The sequence below is a fragment of the Vibrio sp. B7 genome (assembly GCF_963888765.1).
Lineage (GTDB): Bacteria > Pseudomonadota > Gammaproteobacteria > Enterobacterales > Vibrionaceae > Vibrio > Vibrio anguillarum.
In genome coordinates this window covers 1-17,059 of sequence record NZ_CAWPKR010000004.1, presented here as the reverse complement: position 1 = coordinate 17,059, position 17,059 = coordinate 1, and the positions used below count along the sequence as shown (strand labels likewise).

14 protein-coding genes, 1 tRNA gene and 2 rRNA genes are annotated in these 17,059 nt (G+C 43.4%); 8 read left to right on the top strand and 9 right to left on the bottom strand.

The genetic code is table 11. The features are described 5' to 3' along the window. Position 1 precedes the first annotated feature (1 nt). From AACV32_RS02500 to serA, 3 genes are all read left to right on the top strand, one after another. Complete coding sequence (locus AACV32_RS02500) at positions 2-592, top strand: 5-formyltetrahydrofolate cyclo-ligase (RefSeq protein ID WP_026027284.1); 591 nt, start codon at positions 2-4, stop codon at positions 590-592. A gap of 64 nt (positions 593-656) precedes the next feature. Beyond that, positions 657-1,313 (top strand): ribose-5-phosphate isomerase RpiA, encoded by a 657-nt coding sequence (gene rpiA / locus AACV32_RS02495; RefSeq protein ID WP_010319820.1) that lies wholly within the window; start codon positions 657-659, stop codon positions 1,311-1,313. Between the two features lie 263 nt (positions 1,314-1,576). Continuing rightward, a complete protein-coding gene (gene serA / locus AACV32_RS02490) occupies positions 1,577-2,806 on the top strand; it encodes a phosphoglycerate dehydrogenase (RefSeq protein WP_026028313.1) in 1,230 nt (409 codons plus the stop codon). Between the two features lie 82 nt (positions 2,807-2,888). Here serA and ilvN read toward each other — a convergent pair whose 3' ends face one another. The 6 genes from ilvN to AACV32_RS02460 all read right to left on the bottom strand — a co-directional run bounded on the left by ilvN (position 2,889) and on the right by AACV32_RS02460 (position 10,441). Continuing rightward, the gene (ilvN, locus tag AACV32_RS02485) at positions 2,889-3,383 is read right to left on the bottom strand and encodes an acetolactate synthase small subunit (RefSeq protein WP_010319822.1); all 495 of its coding nucleotides are present in this window, start codon (positions 3,381-3,383) and stop codon (positions 2,889-2,891) included. Position 3,384: 1 nt separating this feature from the next. Further along, entirely contained in the window at positions 3,385-5,124 is a 1,740-nt protein-coding gene (locus AACV32_RS02480) for an acetolactate synthase 3 large subunit (protein ID WP_170895603.1), read from the bottom strand. 431 nt (positions 5,125-5,555) lie between these two features. After that, entirely contained in the window at positions 5,556-7,364 is a 1,809-nt protein-coding gene (locus AACV32_RS02475; protein WP_026028312.1) for an AMP-dependent synthetase/ligase, read from the bottom strand. Between the two features lie 197 nt (positions 7,365-7,561). Next, a complete protein-coding gene (gene leuO, locus AACV32_RS02470; protein WP_026027287.1) occupies positions 7,562-8,521 on the bottom strand; it encodes a transcriptional regulator LeuO in 960 nt (319 codons plus the stop codon). Positions 8,522-8,864: 343 nt separating this feature from the next. Continuing rightward, the gene (locus AACV32_RS02465; protein WP_026028708.1) at positions 8,865-9,911 is read right to left on the bottom strand and encodes an MJ1255/VC2487 family glycosyltransferase; all 1,047 of its coding nucleotides are present in this window, start codon (positions 9,909-9,911) and stop codon (positions 8,865-8,867) included. After that, positions 9,908-10,441, bottom strand: coding sequence for a phosphatase PAP2 family protein (locus AACV32_RS02460; protein WP_017042702.1), 534 nt, complete (start codon positions 10,439-10,441; stop codon positions 9,908-9,910). Before AACV32_RS02460 ends, AACV32_RS02465 begins: the two co-directional genes overlap by 4 nt. Before the next feature lie 459 nt (positions 10,442-10,900). On the opposite strand from AACV32_RS02460, the gene leuA reads away from it, so the two are divergent. The 5 genes from leuA (at position 10,901) to AACV32_RS02435 (ending at position 16,609) form a co-directional block, all read left to right on the top strand. Beyond that, positions 10,901-12,448: a 2-isopropylmalate synthase gene (gene leuA, locus AACV32_RS02455; protein ID WP_013856011.1), complete on the top strand. Its 1,548-nt coding sequence runs from the start codon at positions 10,901-10,903 to the stop codon at positions 12,446-12,448. Between the two features lie 73 nt (positions 12,449-12,521). Continuing rightward, entirely contained in the window at positions 12,522-13,613 is a 1,092-nt protein-coding gene (gene leuB, locus AACV32_RS02450; protein WP_013856010.1) for a 3-isopropylmalate dehydrogenase, read from the top strand. Positions 13,614-13,672: 59 nt separating this feature from the next. Next, complete coding sequence (gene leuC, locus AACV32_RS02445; RefSeq protein WP_017050484.1) at positions 13,673-15,094, top strand: 3-isopropylmalate dehydratase large subunit; 1,422 nt, start codon at positions 13,673-13,675, stop codon at positions 15,092-15,094. A gap of 14 nt (positions 15,095-15,108) precedes the next feature. Beyond that, positions 15,109-15,711, top strand: a complete 603-nt coding sequence (gene leuD, locus AACV32_RS02440) for a 3-isopropylmalate dehydratase small subunit (RefSeq protein ID WP_017042706.1) — start codon at positions 15,109-15,111, stop codon at positions 15,709-15,711. A gap of 112 nt (positions 15,712-15,823) precedes the next feature. Continuing rightward, positions 15,824-16,609, top strand: coding sequence for a DUF547 domain-containing protein (locus tag AACV32_RS02435; protein ID WP_013856007.1), 786 nt, complete (start codon positions 15,824-15,826; stop codon positions 16,607-16,609). A 40-nt stretch (positions 16,610-16,649) separates the two neighbouring features. On the opposite strand, the gene rrf (AACV32_RS02430) is transcribed toward AACV32_RS02435, so the two are convergent. The 3 genes from rrf (AACV32_RS02430) to rrf (AACV32_RS02420) all read right to left on the bottom strand — a co-directional run bounded on the left by rrf (AACV32_RS02430) (position 16,650) and on the right by rrf (AACV32_RS02420) (position 17,055). Then, positions 16,650-16,765, bottom strand: a 5S ribosomal RNA gene (gene rrf, locus AACV32_RS02430). A gap of 31 nt (positions 16,766-16,796) precedes the next feature. Next, a tRNA-Thr gene (locus AACV32_RS02425) sits at positions 16,797-16,872 on the bottom strand. A 67-nt stretch (positions 16,873-16,939) separates the two neighbouring features. Then, a 5S ribosomal RNA gene (gene rrf, locus AACV32_RS02420) occupies positions 16,940-17,055 on the bottom strand. Between the last annotated feature and the right edge of the window lie 4 nt (positions 17,056-17,059).

The following is a 17,059-nucleotide window of genomic DNA, read 5'->3' as shown; positions in this document are numbered from 1 at the left end:
TATGCAAAACACTCGACACACACTTCGTCAAGTCATCCGCCAGCGGCGTAAACAGCTATCACCTACGCAGCAAAAACACGCTTCAATTGAACTTGTCTCTCGTTTTTCAACACTGCCTGAAGTTTTAACGAGTCAGCACATTGCCCTCTACTTAGCGACCGATGGTGAGCTTGAAACACAACCGCTCATAGCGTGGTTATGGCAACAAGGCAAACAGACCTATCTTCCCGTTTTACACCCCTTCTCGAGTGGGAATTTATTGTTCTTGCGCTATGATGCTCAAACCATAATGACGCGAAATAAATACGGCATTGCCGAACCCAAGCTCAACCAAACATTGATCAAACCAGTAAATGAGCTAGATATCATCTGCACACCATTGGTGGCCTTTGATCAAACAGGGCAAAGGCTCGGGATGGGCGGCGGCTATTATGATCGTACTTTAGAAGCTTGGTTTAAAACGGGTAAAGGTGCCCTACCCATAGGTTTAGCTCATGATTGCCAACAAGTGACTCATCTGCCGAGCGAAGCATGGGATATACCTTTACCTCAAATAGTGACTCCAAGCCAAATCTGGCAATGGGAATCATAAATTATTGAGGCTATAATCGCCCCGCAACATTACCGTCACTATAAATCGATATCAGGAGATTGGCATGACTCAAGATGAAATGAAAAAAGCCGCCGGCTGGGCCGCACTCAAATATGTAGAAAAAGGCAGCATCGTTGGTGTGGGTACGGGTTCAACGGTGAATCACTTCATTGATGCGCTGGGTTCGATTAAAGATGATATTAAGGGTGCGGTTTCAAGTTCTATCGCCTCAACAGAGAAGCTAAAAGGCCTAGGTATTGAAGTGTTCGACTGCAATGATGTTGATCAACTCGATATTTATGTTGATGGCGCAGATGAAATCAACCCTGCGCGCGATATGATCAAAGGCGGCGGCGCTGCGCTCACTCGAGAAAAAATCGTTGCCGCGATTGCGGATAAATTCATTTGTATCGTTGATGGTACAAAAGCGGTCGATGTTCTAGGTCAATTCCCACTTCCAGTTGAAGTGATCCCAATGGCGCGCTCTTATGTGGCACGTCAACTGGTTAAACTTGGTGGTGATCCAGCCTATCGCCATGGCGTAATAACGGATAACGGTAACGTTATCTTGGATGTGCACGGATTAAAAATTACTGATGCCAAAGCATTAGAAGATAAAATTAATGGGATTGTCGGCGTAGTAACCGTCGGTTTATTCGCTCACCGAGGTGCTGATGTCGTCATCACTGGCACGGAAAATGGTGCCAAAATCGAAGAGTAAGTCACAAAATAAGGCTACTTTCCGTTATTTCATTACAAACGGCACCCATGGGTGCCGTTTTTCTTCGCTATGTCCTAGAAAATCATGCCTTATTTCGTAATTTTCTTACCCAAAACAAAAAAAGTTTGTTACTTTATTGGTCAGAAGACGCACAAGGAAAACGTTTGTCTTCCAACAAAATGGTTAATCTTCCTCTTTACATTAGCCCTTTTGCTTTATGTGCGCCGTGTTTGCCCACCTTCCCATTTTTAAGGACGAGAATAATGGCCAAAGTTTCACTCGAAAAAGACAAAATCAAAATCTTACTCCTCGAAGGGCTACACCCTTCAACGGTTGAAGTACTGCAATCTGCCGGTTACAGCAATATTGAGTATCACAAAGGTTCTCTGGGTGATGAACAACTGCTCGAAGCGGTGAAAGATGCTCACTTCATCGGAATTCGTTCGCGCACTAATTTGACCGAAGCGGTAATCAACGCGGCAGAGAAGTTGGTTGCTATCGGCTGCTTCTGCATTGGCACCAACCAAGTTGACCTGAATGCAGCCGCAAAACGCGGTATTCCTGTCTTTAATGCACCATTTTCGAATACTCGCAGTGTTGCTGAACTCGTTTTAGGCCAAACACTGCTACTACTGCGTGGGATTCCTGAAAAAAATGCATTGGCACATCGTGGTATTTGGAAAAAAAGTGCTGATAACTCTTATGAGGCACGCGGTAAACGCTTAGGTATTATTGGCTATGGCCACATTGGCACCCAGCTCGGTATCATTGCCGAAAACCTCGGTATGCAAGTCTATTTCTATGACATAGAAAACAAACTCTCACTCGGTAATGCAACGCAAATACATACCATGAGTGAGCTACTGAATAAATGTGATGTCATTTCTCTGCATGTGCCTGAAACTCCAGATACTAAAAATATGATGGGTAAAGAAGAGTTTGCACGCATGAAGCCTGGCTCTATCTTTATCAACGCAGCACGCGGAACGGTAGTCGACATTCCCGCACTCTGCGATGCATTGGCATCAAACCATCTAGCTGGCGCGGCAATAGATGTATTTCCAGAAGAACCCGCCACAAACTCTGAACCTTTTGAATCCCCACTGATGCATTTTGATAATGTCATTCTGACACCGCACATTGGTGGCTCAACTCAAGAAGCACAAGAAAATATCGGTATTGAAGTAGCCGGTAAGTTGGCAAAATATTCAGATAACGGCTCAACCTTATCAAGCGTGAACTTCCCTGAAGTATCGCTGCCAATTCACCGTGATAGTTCGCGTTTACTGCATATTCACGAAAACCGTCCGGGTATTCTGACACAAATCAACACCATCTTCGCCGAAGAAGGGATCAATATCGCCGCTCAATATTTACAAACGTCAGCGGATATCGGTTATGTAGTGATTGACGTAGAAACCGCTCGCTCTGCGGAAGCTCTGACTAAGCTGAAAAGCATCAGCGGCACCATTCGTGCGCGTATTCTTCACTAAGCACTTCTCCAGTAAAAGCACCAAACAACAAAAAGGCCACATAAAATGTGGCCTTCCTTATTTCGATAGGGAGCTCGGTAAATTAAGCTTTAAGCGCTCGCTCCCCGCGAGCAATACCTACCACGCCACTTCGCGCGACTTCGATTACTTCAGTGACTTCCGACAACGCTTGAATAAAGGCATCGAGTTTTTCGCTGGTTCCAGCAAGCTGCACAGTATATTGCGCCGCAGTGACATCCACGATCTGCCCACGGAAAATATCAGCCGTACGTTTCACTTCGGCGCGCGCAAAGCCGCTAGCTTTGACTTTCACCATCATCAGCTCACGTTCAATGTGTTCACACTCTGACACTTCTTGCACTTTAAGCACATCAATCAACTTATGCAGTTGCTTTTGAATTTGTTCAAGTTGCATTTCATCGGTCTTAGTGGTGATGTTTAAGCGTGACAATGTTGCATCATCGGTTGGCGAAACCGTTAGTGATTCAATGTTATAACCACGTTGAGAAAATAGACCAACAACGCGAGACAAAGCACCCGATTGGTTTTCCATTAATATTGAAATAATGTGTCTCATATTATGTTCTCTCCGTTTTGCTTAACCACATTTTGTCCATCCCTTCGCCTTTAATTTGCATTGGGTAGACGTGCTCCGTTTCATCCACATTAATATCAACAAAAACCAATCGATCTTTCATATCGAGTGCTTTTTTAAGCCCGGCTTCAAGTTCATCAGGCTGTGAGATACGGATGCCAACGTGGCCATAAGCTTCTGCAATTGCTGCAAAATCGGGAACAGAACTCATATAAGAATTAGAGTGGCGTCCTTGGTAAATAATATCTTGCCACTGTTTTACCATGCCAAGAAAACGGTTGTTTAAGTTAATAATTTTCACTGGAATATCATATTGCAACGCAGTGGAAAGCTCTTGGATATTCATTTGAATACTGCCATCCCCAGTGACAATCACTACCTCTTCTTCTGGCATGGCAAATTTGACCCCCATTCCAGCGGGTAAACCAAACCCCATGGTGCCCAAACCGCCAGAGTTGATCCAACGACGAGGCTTATTGAATGGATAATAAAGTGCGGCGAACATTTGGTGCTGACCAACATCGGAGGCCACATATGCGTCTCCATTAGTCAGTTTATGTAAAGTTTCAATCACTTGCTGCGGCTTAATGCGTTCGCTGGATTTCTCATAAGCTAGGCATTGGCGGTCGCGCCAGCTTTGGATATCTTGCCACCATAGTTCAAGCGCCTGCGAATCATTATAGCCACCTTGCTCAGAGAGCAATTGCAGCATAGTTTCCAGTACTTGTTCAGCTGATCCCACTATCGGCAGATCGACTGGCACATTTTTAGAGATCGACGAAGGATCAATGTCAATGTGCATGATCTTAGCGTTCGGGCAATATTTTTCTAGATTATTGGTTGTACGGTCATCAAAACGCACGCCAATACCGAAAATCAAATCCGCATTGTGCATCGCCATATTGGCTTCATACATGCCATGCATTCCAAGCATGCCTAACGCATTTTTATGCGTCCCAGGGAAAGCACCAAGCCCCATTAACGTGCTGACTACGGGTAAATTGAGCGTTTCAGCCAGTTGTAAAATGTGCTGATCTGCGCCTGAAATAACAGCGCCACCACCAATGTACAATACGGGTTTTTTGGCTTCTAACAACGCTTTTAGCGCCTTTTTAATTTGCCCTTTATGACCAGAAGTAGTTGGGTTGTATGAGCGCAGTTTGATCGACCCAGGATACGTGTAAGGGAGTTTGATCTGAGGATTCATCACATCTTTAGGCAGATCGATCACGACCGGCCCCGGGCGCCCTGTTGAGGCAATATAAAAGGCTTTCTTAATGGTTTCAGGAATATCTTCAGCTTTTTTTACAAGAAAACTGTGTTTGACGATCGGACGAGAAACCCCAACGATGTCACATTCTTGAAACGCATCGTTACCAATGAGGTTATTTGGCACGTTGCCTGAAATAACAATCATTGGAATTGAGTCCATGTAAGCGGTAGCAATCCCTGTGACGGTATTCGTCGCCCCTGGGCCAGAACAAACAAGTACCACACCCGTTTTTCCGGTTGCTCGAGCATAGCCATCTGCCATGTGCGTGGCCGCTTGCTCGTGGCGAACAAGGACATGTTTAATTTGGTCGGTTTTTGCGTGCAGCGCATCGTAAATATCAAGAACGGAACCACCTGGGTATCCAAATATTTGCTCTACACCTTCTTCGATCAGAGATTGAACCACCATCTCTGCGCCAGATAACATCTGTTGATTGGATTGCGTTGCCATTTTTTCTCCTTACCAGTACCCAACACATGGTCAGTCAATGGGCCTGGTTTTACATAGTTTAGGGCTTATTTGTAGCCTAATTCGAAAACTTTCCACTTTCGGCTATGTCTTGCTTTTGTCATAACAAAAAACAAGGTAACGCAACAACTGTAACTCTTTCTTATCATCGGGTCGAACGCCAAATAGCGCACACTTTGGCAAATGTTTGGTTAAATGGAATTTTATTAGGTAACTATCGTAAAACCGGCATTAAAAACAGCTCAATCCATGAATAATTAGCAAAAATAAAGCAAAAAATATTACCATGCAGCAATGTGGCGTAATGAGGAAGCGAGGTTTAACTTCCGTCGTAATATAAAAAATCCCCCACGCTTTATCTGAAAAGCAAGTGGAGGATTTTTAAACAATGAAAAAACTATCTTAAGATAATCTTACTCACCTTTAGTCTTTTCTTTGTACATTTCCTCGATTTCATCTTGGTAACGATCACTAATGACTTTTCTACGCAGTTTCTGAGTCGGCGTCAGCTCACCTTTGTCCATTGAAAAAGCCTTAGGTAATAATTTAAACTTTTTCACCTGCTCAAATTTGGCTAGCTCTTTTTGCAAATCATTGACTCGTTTTTCCAGCATCTCAACCACTTGGTTGTTCTTGATAAGATCTAATCTGTCATGATATTTGATGTTGAGCTCTTTGGCGTAAACCTCCAAGCTGTCATAACAAGGTACAATTAAAGCCGATACAAATTTACGTGTGTCAGCAATCACCGCAATCTGTTCAATAAAGTGATCTTTACCAATCGCTCCCTCAATAACTTGTGGCGCAATGTATTTACCACCGGAGGTTTTCATCAGCTCTTTGATACGATCAGTAATGAAGACATTACCTTGCTCATCAATGTGCCCAGCATCTCCTGTTTTGAGAAAACCTTGTTCATCGAATGCTAACGCCGTTTCTTCTGCCATTTTATAGTAGCCGCGCATAACCATTGGTCCGCGAACAAGAATTTCATTGTTGTCACCGATTTTGACCTGAGCTCCTGGCATCGACATGCCTATTGAATCAGGATTAAAACACCGATCATCCCAACAAGAAACCGTTGCTGTGGTTTCCGTCATGCCATAACCCAACTTCACGTTAATGCCAATGGCATGGAAAAATCGGCCGATGGTTTCATCTAATTTCGCGCCACCGCAAGGCATGAAATTAATCCGCCCACCAAGCAATGCACGCAATTTAGACAACACGATTTTATCCGCTAACGCGTAACTCTTTTTCAGCATAAAGGATGGCTGGCGCTTTTCTTGGTGACAAAGAGCCATCTTAGCCCCCATATTGACTGCCCAAGTAAACAGCACTTTTCGATGTAACGGCGCTTTCGAGACTTTTTCGTGAATAGCGGAGAAAATTTTCTCGTAGAAGCGAGGAACCGCACACATTACCGTTGGCTTTAGCTCACTCAATGCATCACGTACTTGCATCGTATCCTGCAAATAACAGTTAGTTGCACCGCTGTAAAGAATGTAAAAAGTCCACGCCCGTTCAAACACGTGTGACAATGGTAAAAAACAGAGTGACACATCATCCTTAGAGATGTTTAACCGCTCATCATGCCCTTCAAGCTGAGCGCCAATATTACGGTAATCAAGCATCACGCCTTTAGGTTGACCTGTGGTGCCTGAGGTATAGATGAGCGTCAGCAGATCATCCATATTCGCCTGTTCAAGGCGAGACTCTAATTCCGCTTGCTGGCCATCTGTATTTTGTTCAATAAAAGTCTGCCAATGGATGCCATGTTGAAAACTTTTTAGATCAATGCCATCACTCATGGCGACAATTAATTCAAGCTGTTCGCACTCATCAAAAAAATCCAGTGCCGCATCGTATTGTGCCTGTTCACCGACCAAGAGCACTTTGACATCAGCATCTTGAATAATATAACTGGCCTGCGCTGGCGTATTAGTTGGATAAATAGGTACCGTAACGGCTCTTAACTGCAAAGTAGCCAAGTCAGCTATTGTCCACTGCGGCATGTTATTCGAAAAAATCCCAACTTTATCTTGGATTTTTATACCTTGCGTTAAAAGTGCAAGTGACATCGCATCAATACGTTGACCAAATTGCTTCCAGCTGATCCCATGCCACTCTTTCTCTATTTTGTGTTTTAGAGCAATGCACTCGCCACCTTTGACAATCTGTTCACGAATTCTTTTTACGATATGGAAATTTAAATTGGGCATCTTTTTTACCTGTAGCTTACACATGTAAGCTTTTTGAGCGCACAAGTGTACATTTAGAAGCAAAAAAGGCAACTGACGGATGTCAAAGTTATCAATTAATTCTACAGACAAAAAAGCCCTGAATGGATATAACCAATTCAAGGCTCAAAGAGGCGTATCACTAAGTTTAGATCACCGTACAAACTAACGGGTAAACGTTAGTTTAATGCAACAACTTCGCCGCAAATCATCATTAACTGATCACGCAGCCAAATATGGCCTTTGTCTTTTTCACTAGACTCATGCCAACTGAGATAACCACTGATTTGACCATTTGCAAATGGGAAATCGAGGATTTGTAACTGATCTCGGTTAGCCGCATTCTCAACCATCCAACGAGGTGCAATCGTCACCAACTCAGATTGTCCGACCACATAAAGCACGTTGCTCAAACTGGTCCCTTCATAATAAGGAACACAGTCTAATTCGCGGTATGCTTGCTCAGAAAAGCTACGTTGCCCATGGATGCGAGATAACTTCGCATGCTTTTCAGCTGTTAGGCTATCAGCGTTAACAGAGCCATTGATGCGAGGATGAGACTTAGATGCCACCACCACTAATTCATCTTGGAAAATTTCCGTACTGGAGAACCCTTGTTCATCAAAACGCGCGTAATCAATCACAAAATCGATCTCTTGGTAACGCATACGCTCGGCTAACAAACGGTTAAATTCCGCATCAAGATGAAGTTGGACCAAAGGCGCTTGTTCATGAACTGATGACATAATTTTCGGCGCGAAACGCATATCACAAGGACTGCAAATCGCTAATTTAAATAAGCGGGTTGATGTTTCAGGAGAAAACACCGAACTTGGCAGTTCATTACGGATTAATTGCAGTGCTTGACGCATCGGACCGAACAGTTGACGTGCACGTTGAGTAGGTTGAATACCTCGCCCTTGTCGCATAAACAGTTCATCATTAAACATTACCTTCAAACGCGCTACAGCATTGCTGACTGCTGGCTGAGACATACCCAAATTATGAGCGGCACGGGTAATATTTTGCTCTTGCATTACTGCATCAAAAACCGTCAGCAGGTTTAAATCTACACCACGTAATGTGCTTTCCATGCGGTAACTAGCAATAGCGCTCATTGCATCTTTTTTATCTAACATTTTTGGGACGCCTCTTGTTGTTATCGTCAATACCGTAAAAGTGATTTTTTAGAATAGATAACCTGCCATTTATTATATTTACCCAGACACAACTGGGTGGAGACTACTATCTGCTAAGCATTTATCGATTGGCAACAAGATTGATAAAATATCAGTTTTTTTTATCCAAATAAAAAGATTGTCCTTATTTATCAGTACGATGTGTTTTTATAAAAAACCATAAAACAGAAAATTTTATGCATTTTATTCAAAACATTGAATCAAGTGATGAATAACAAGCCTTTACCTTGATACATTCACCAAATAAATTGATTACGTCAAAATTCAAAACATTTCGTCAATATTAGCTAAATGACACATAGCTAGGGAAATCAACCTGTCGCCATAAAGACTGGCTCAGCTCTTTATGATTATCCCATTTGCCATTTTGTACCCATTCAACCAAGGCTTTCGCTACATTAGGATAGACAACGCGCTCGACCTGTTTTTCATCCAACCAACGGCGTAACTCCGACGGGTCCAAAAACTCCATAGATGCAGCAAGCCCGAGATTCTCAAGAGTGGCAACGTTACTTTGCTGCTCAAATTGACCCGATAGTGGCTTAAGTAGCAGCTTTTTACCCAATGAAAGTGCTTCTGATGGTAATTCAAAGCCACCATTAGCAATCACGCCATCGCAGCAATGCAAGTGATATTGAAAATGGGTATGACATAAGGGACGCAGCTCAACATTTTCAACGGATTGCGCTTCCATTAAGGAAGGGTGATAACAAATAAATGCTTGATTTGAAAAACGAAAAAGCAACTCAAGAATATCATCAACATGCTCAAATGGAAGATAGACCAAAATGAAATGCTCGTTAGACGTATGCTGCTCTGAACGATAGATAATCGGAGGAAGGATCGGTTGATCAAAATGATACCAATGTAAACCGACGTGGTAGTTGGCAGGCGCAAACTGTTGAATAATCTGTTTATCCAGCCAACTTGCCCCTTTCAAAGGCACATTATAACGAAATGCATTTTGATGACTTATCCCAATACACGGAATACCTTGCTGTTTAGCCGCCCATGCCGATACTGGTTCAAAGTCATTAATGACCAAATCATACGGAGACAAATCGAGGTTTTTTGTCTCACTCACGAAAGTCAGCAAATTATTATTCAGCGCCGTTTTAACGTAATTTACGTGTCCCTGTTCAGTTTCAAAAGTAAAACCGCGCCGAGTTTGGTAATCACCGAAACTTTCCATCGAAAAGTATTTCTCTTTTTCACGTCCAGAAAAGAGAAATTGCACATCAATTTTGGCTTCTCTCAACGCTTCACTCATCACTCGTGAACGAGCAATATGGCCATTTCCGGTGCCTTGGACACCATACAGAATTTTCAAAAGCCTCTCTCCACCAACCACAAAGCAAATCTTGCGCTGCTTACACCAAGCAGCGCGCCAATCACGATATCCGTCAAGAAGTGAACCCCAAGTAGGATGCGAGATACGCCAATTAAGCCAGCCCAAACCAAGACAAAAGCATCGCTATGAGGATAGAAGTGGCCAATTAATGTCGCCATAACAAACCCTGCAGCCGTATGACCAGAGGGCAAACTGTAGCGATCCGAAGGGGTAATAAAGGCAATGAATGAAGGAGAAAACTCTTCAGGGCGACGACGCTGAAAGCTATTTTTCAATCCCCAATAAATAGGGAGTTCAATCGCGAAAGCGGCCAGTCCAGCCATTAAGAATAGCTGGCCATTAAGCGGGTCTAAATACCAAGCTAAAGCACCAATCAACGCGTACAAATGCCCATCCCCAGTATGGGAAATAGCTTTGCTGATCTGCGCTACAGGCTGATTAAAACGATGCTGTAAACAAAATAGCGAAAACGCTACGTCAAACTTAACAATTTGTCCGATGGCACGCATGAGCGACTCCTGTCATTCCATAAACCTCTTACGCTCTAAACGTAGAAGTTTAAAATGACAAATACGTGACTGTTTGTTGGAGAATGAATGAATTTAACCGATGACAAACGTTCTTGCGTGAAAACATTCCGTGCTACAAAAAGTGATCCTCTCTACCAATTCTGCTCATTTTTACCGCTTTTGACTAAAACTGATCCGATATGAATAAAAAAACAACTTAATGGTTGACGAGTTAAGTCGAGTACGGTACTAATTTGTTAACTTAATCTTGTGGAATGTTACGAATGACTATCCGTTTTTCTATCCTGCTGGGCCTGCTCCTTATCGTGAACCATTCGCGCGGGTAGGTTGTGGAAGAAAAACACCACACAAGATGACAAGAGCCCGCACTGAGATGCGGGTTTTTTTATAACTATATTTAGGAAGTAAACGATTAACCATCGGTGCAAGGGAGCAAACATGAATAATCAAGTCATTATATTCGACACCACACTACGTGATGGCGAACAAGCTTTGTCAGCAAGCTTAACCGTTAAAGAAAAACTGCAGATTGCTTACGCATTAGAGCGCCTTGGTGTTGATGTTATTGAAGCAGGTTTTCCAGTTTCCTCCCCTGGTGATTTTGAATCGGTCAAAACGATTGCCAAACACATTAAAAACAGCCGCGTCTGCGCGCTTTCTCGCGCGGTAGCAAAAGATATTGATGCAGCAGCCGAAGCTCTGAAAGTCGCCGATGCTTTTCGTATCCATACGTTTATTTCAACCTCAACCATTCATGTGCAAGATAAATTGCGCCGCAGTTATGATGATGTGCTCGAGATGGCAGTCAGTGCGGTGAAACACGCCCGTAACTACACCGATGACGTCGAATTTTCCTGTGAAGATGCGGGCCGAACGCCCATTGATAATCTCTGTAGAATGGTCGAAGCCGCAATTAATGCCGGAGCTAAGACCATCAATATTCCAGACACGGTCGGTTATACTGTTCCTAGCGAATTTGGTGGCATTATTCAGATGCTGTTTGAGCGAGTCCCTAACATAGATAAAGCCATTATTTCCGTTCATTGCCACGATGACTTGGGAATGTCAGTCGCAAACTCGATTGCCGCTGTACAGGCTGGCGCAAGGCAAATAGAAGGCACCATCAACGGTATTGGTGAGCGCGCTGGTAACTGTTCACTGGAAGAGATCGCGATGATCATCAAAACTCGTCAAGAATTCCTCGGCGTACATACTGGCTTAAAGCATGATGAGATCCATCGCACCAGTAAGTTGGTCAGCCAACTGTGCAATATGCCGATTCAAAGTAACAAAGCGATTGTCGGTGCCAACGCATTTAGCCACTCATCAGGCATTCATCAAGATGGCATGTTGAAAAACAAAAACACTTACGAAATCATGACTCCAGAGTCAATTGGCCTAAAAAACCAAGCGCTGAACTTAACGAGCCGCAGTGGCCGCGCCGCAGTAAAAAGCCATATGGATAGCATGGGTTACAATGAAAACGAATACAACCTCAATGCCTTGTATGAAGATTTCTTAAAATTGGCAGATCGTAAAGGCCAAGTGTTTGACTATGACTTAGAAGCGTTGATGCACTTTTCAAATCTGCGTGATGAAGACGATTTCTACAAATTGAACTATTTGAGTGTTCAATCAGGCAGTGTTATGGCGACCACCAGTATTAAATTGCTTTGTGGTGATGAAGAAAAATGTGAAGCTGCCGTTGGTAATGGCCCTGTCGATGCGCTTTACCAATGTATTTACCGTCTAACTGGCTATGAGATCGTATTGGATAAATTTGACCTTACCGCCAAGGGCGAAGGTGAAGATGGACTCGGGCAAGCCGATATTATTGCCAACTACAAAGGGCGAAAATATCACGGTACAGGCGTCTCTACGGATATTGTCGAAGCATCAGGACAAGCCTTGTTGCACGTGATCAATAGCATTCATCGTGCCGATCAAATTGCAGAAATTAAACAAAAGAAAGTGGCAACCGTTTAACGTACCTAGATTAGAGCTTTTAGTCTTTAGAGCTCACTGGGGCAAGCAAATATAAAAATAGTAAAGGACTAACATGACAGACAAAACATACAAAATTGCCGTTCTTGCAGGTGATGGTATCGGCCCAGAAGTAATGCAACAAGCACACAAGGTATTGGATGCGATTGAAAAAAAACATGCTATCCGGTTTGCCAGAGAAGAACATGATGTCGGCGGGATTGCGATTGATAACCACGGTTGCCCGCTACCTGAAAGCACCATTAAAGGATGTGAAGAGGCAGACGCCGTATTGTTTGGTTCCGTAGGCGGCCCTAAATGGGAGCATTTACCACCCAACGACCAACCAGAACGCGGCGCACTCCTACCGCTTCGCAAACATTTTCAACTGTTTTGTAACTTGCGTCCTGCTCAAATTCACTCAGGCTTAGAAAGCTTTTCTCCTTTACGATCCGATATCTCCGATCGTGGCTTCGATATTGTGGTTGTTCGAGAATTGACTGGTGGTATTTATTTTGGCCAACCCAAAGGACGCGAAGGCGAAGGGGCAAATGAAAAAGCATTTGATACCGAAGTTTACCACCGCTACGAAATCGAACGCATTGCAAAAATAGCGTTTGAGTCCGCACGATTACGTCGTAAAAAAGTATGCTCAGTCGATAAAGCGAATGTATTACAAAGCTCTATCTTATGGCGTGAGGTCGTGGAAGAGATCGCAAAAGATTATCCGGACGTCGAGCTTTCACACATTTATATCGATAATGCCACTATGCAGCTCATTAAAAATCCCTCTCAATTTGATGTCATGCTGTGCTCTAATATTTTTGGTGACATCATTTCCGATGAATGCGCCATGATCACAGGCTCAATGGGTATGCTACCTTCCGCTAGCCTTAATGAAAGCAATTTCGGTCTCTATGAGCCAGCAGGTGGCTCTGCACCTGATATCGCAGGAAAGAACATTGCTAACCCAGTTGCACAAATTCTTTCCGCCGCTTTAATGCTACGTTATAGCTTAGGCGAAGAAAGTGCCGCTCAAGATATCGAAAATGCCGTATCAAAAGCGCTTACCGCAGGCGAACTCACCGCAGATCTTGCCAGTGGTAAAGCGGCACTTTCAACCTCTGAAATGGGCGATAAAATTGCCAGCTATATTTTAAACTCATAATTAGTAGGACTAGGCTCGCCTAGTCCTTTATAAAGCTCAAAGAGCTCAAGGAAGAAGCAATGTCGCAAGCAAAAACCTTATACGAAAAAATTTATGATGCCCACATTGCGGTGTCAGCTGAAGGGGAAACCCCCATCCTTTATATCGATCGTCATCTCGTTCATGAAGTGACATCACCGCAAGCATTTGATGGTTTACGCGAAAAGGGACGTAAAGTTCGTCAGACGAGTAAAACATTCGCTACCATGGACCATAACGTTTCAACCACCACAAAAGACATTGATGCCTCGGGTGAGATGGCTCGAATCCAAATGGAAACACTGTCAAAGAACTGTGCTGAGTTTGGCGTAACACTCTACGACTTAAATCATAAATACCAAGGCATCGTTCATGTCATGGGGCCAGAATTAGGTATTACTCTTCCCGGTATGACCATTGTCTGCGGTGACTCACACACAGCAACACATGGCGCATTTGGCTCGTTAGCGTTTGGCATCGGTACGTCAGAAGTTGAGCACGTACTTGCAACCCAAACATTGAAACAAGCTCGCGCGAAAACGATGAAAATTGAGGTGACAGGCAAAGTCGCTCCAGGCATCACCGCTAAAGATATCGTGCTAGCCATTATAGGTAAAACAACGGCGGCCGGTGGTACAGGCTATGTCGTTGAATTTTGTGGTGAAGCGATTACCGATCTTTCAATGGAAGGTCGTATGACGGTGTGCAATATGGCGATTGAGCTTGGAGCAAAAGCCGGTCTTATCGCCCCTGATCAGACTACTTTCGACTACATTAAAGGTCGCAAATTTTCTCCTCAAGGAAGCGATTTAGAAGCCGCCATAGAGTACTGGGCAACGCTAAAAACCGATGATAATGCCAAATTCGATGCAGTCGTTACCCTAAATGCCGCGGACATCAAACCACAAGTAACGTGGGGCACAAACCCAGGCCAAGTAATTGCTGTCGACGAAACCATTCCATCTCCCGATAGCTTTAGTGATCCTGTCGAAAAAGCATCAGCAGAAAAAGCATTAGCGTATATGGGACTGGAAGCGGGTAAATCCTTATCAGACTACAAAGTGGATAAAGTTTTTGTCGGTTCTTGCACAAACTCTCGCATTGAAGATATGCGAGCAGCAGCTCAAGTCGCGAAAGGTAAAAAAGTCGCACCACACGTTCAAGCATTGATTGTTCCAGGTTCAGAGCAAGTTAAGGCGCAAGCGGAAGCGGAAGGCTTGGATAAAATATTTATTGAAGCGGGTTTTGAATGGCGCTTGCCGGGCTGTTCAATGTGCTTGGCTATGAACAATGACAGGCTCGGTGCAGGTGAGCGTTGTGCATCAACATCCAACCGCAATTTTGAAGGCCGCCAAGGTCGAGATGGACGTACACATTTAGTCAGTCCTGCAATGGCCGCCGCCGCCGCCATCGCTGGACACTTTGTCGATATCCGTAATATTCATTCTTCAACACTCAACTAAACAGGGGATCACCAATGTCAGGTTTTAAACAGCACACAGGTTTGGTCGTTCCTCTTGATGCAGCGAACGTCGATACAGATGCCATTATCCCTAAGCAATTTTTACAGAAAGTAAATCGCACTGGTTTTGGCAAACACCTTTTTCATGATTGGCGTTTTCTAGATGATGCAGGTCAACAACCTAATCCAAATTTTGTCATGAATAAACCTCGCTATGAAGGAGCGAGCATTCTACTTGCTCGTGAAAACTTTGGGTGTGGTTCTTCACGAGAACATGCCCCTTGGGCTTTAGCGGATTACGGCATCAAAGCCATGATTGCACCCAGTTTTGCGGATATTTTTTATGGTAACTCAATCAATAACCAAATGGTTCCAGTCCGTCTTACAGAGCAAGAAGTTGATGAAATATTCCAATTTGTTGAAGGAAATGAAGGGGCTCAACTAACTGTAGATCTTGAACGAATGGAAGTTAAAGCCAATGGAAAAACATACTCATTTGAAATTGATGAATTTCGTCGCCATTGCTTACTTAATGGATTAGACAATATCGGTTTGACGCTACAGCACGAAGATAAAATCGCTGATTATGAAACAAAAATTCCTAGCTTTTTGAAATAGCGAGTATCGATTTAATTTCCAGAGGTTGGTGTAGATGCACCAACCTTTTATTTTATCTGAAATTTATCAATCCCTACCTAGGTCATATAACCTATGAGATGAGAGGTAAACGATGAAATATCTATTAACGCTATGTTTGACACTCGGGTCAACGAATGTATTTTCTGCTCCTAAATCACAACTATGGGATTATTGGAACTCTAGTAATGAAGAAAATACACAAGCCATTTCACATCAAATTTGGCAGACAACACTTGATACTTATCTAATCCAAGAAAATCACAACAACCTCTTCGATTATCAAAGGGTCAACTCAAAAGATAAAGAGCAATTAGAGCTCTATATTTCACAATTATCAGCCCTTGATCCAAGAGAGTATGCAAAGCTGGAACAATATGCTTACTGGGTCAACTTATATAATGCCTTAACAGTTAACTTAATCGTCGATCATTATCCAATACCATCCATCACTAAACTGGGAGGATTTTTCTCATTTGGCCCTTGGGAACAAAAGATCATTACCATCAATCAAAAAGAGCTGACTCTCAATGATATTGAACATCGAATTTTAAGACCCATTTGGAAAGATCCTCGAACCCATTATGCGGTCAACTGCGCAAGCCTTGGCTGCCCAAACTTACAAAAGCAGGCTTTCACAGCAGAAAATACTGAATTATTACTGGAGAAATCAGCCACTGAGTTTATCAATAGCGAAAAAGGAGTAAAGGTCACCAATGATAAATGGGTTCTGTCTTCTATTTATGACTGGTTTGCTGAAGATTTTGGAACGAAACAGCAATTATTTGAGCACTTAGTGCAGTACAACAAGGCACTAAAAAGCGAGAAAAAGAGTATCAGCTATCACTATGATTGGACATTGAATGATACGAATAGATAGAAAAAAACCTCAGCATTTCTGCTGAGGTTTCGTAATTCAAACCTGGCGATGTCCTACTCTCACATGGGGAGCCCCCACACTACCATCGGCGCTGTTGTGTTTCACTTCTGAGTTCGGCATGGGTTCAGGTGGGTCCACAACGCTATGGTCGCCAAGCAAATTCTTTTAGCTTACAGAGCTATAAAACTGGTGCTGATACCCAGAATCGAACTGGGGACCTCATCCTTACCAAGGATGCGCTCTACCGACTGAGCCATATCAGCACACTGTATCTTGTGTCACAAGTGACTAAAAAGCCCGCTCTTACAAACGGGCTCTTATAAATTCAAAGCCTGGCGATGTCCTACTCTCACATGGGGAGACCCCACACTACCATCGGCGCTGTTGTGTTTCACTTCTGAGTTCGGCATGGAGTCAGGTGGGTCCACAACGCTATGGTCGCCAAGCAAA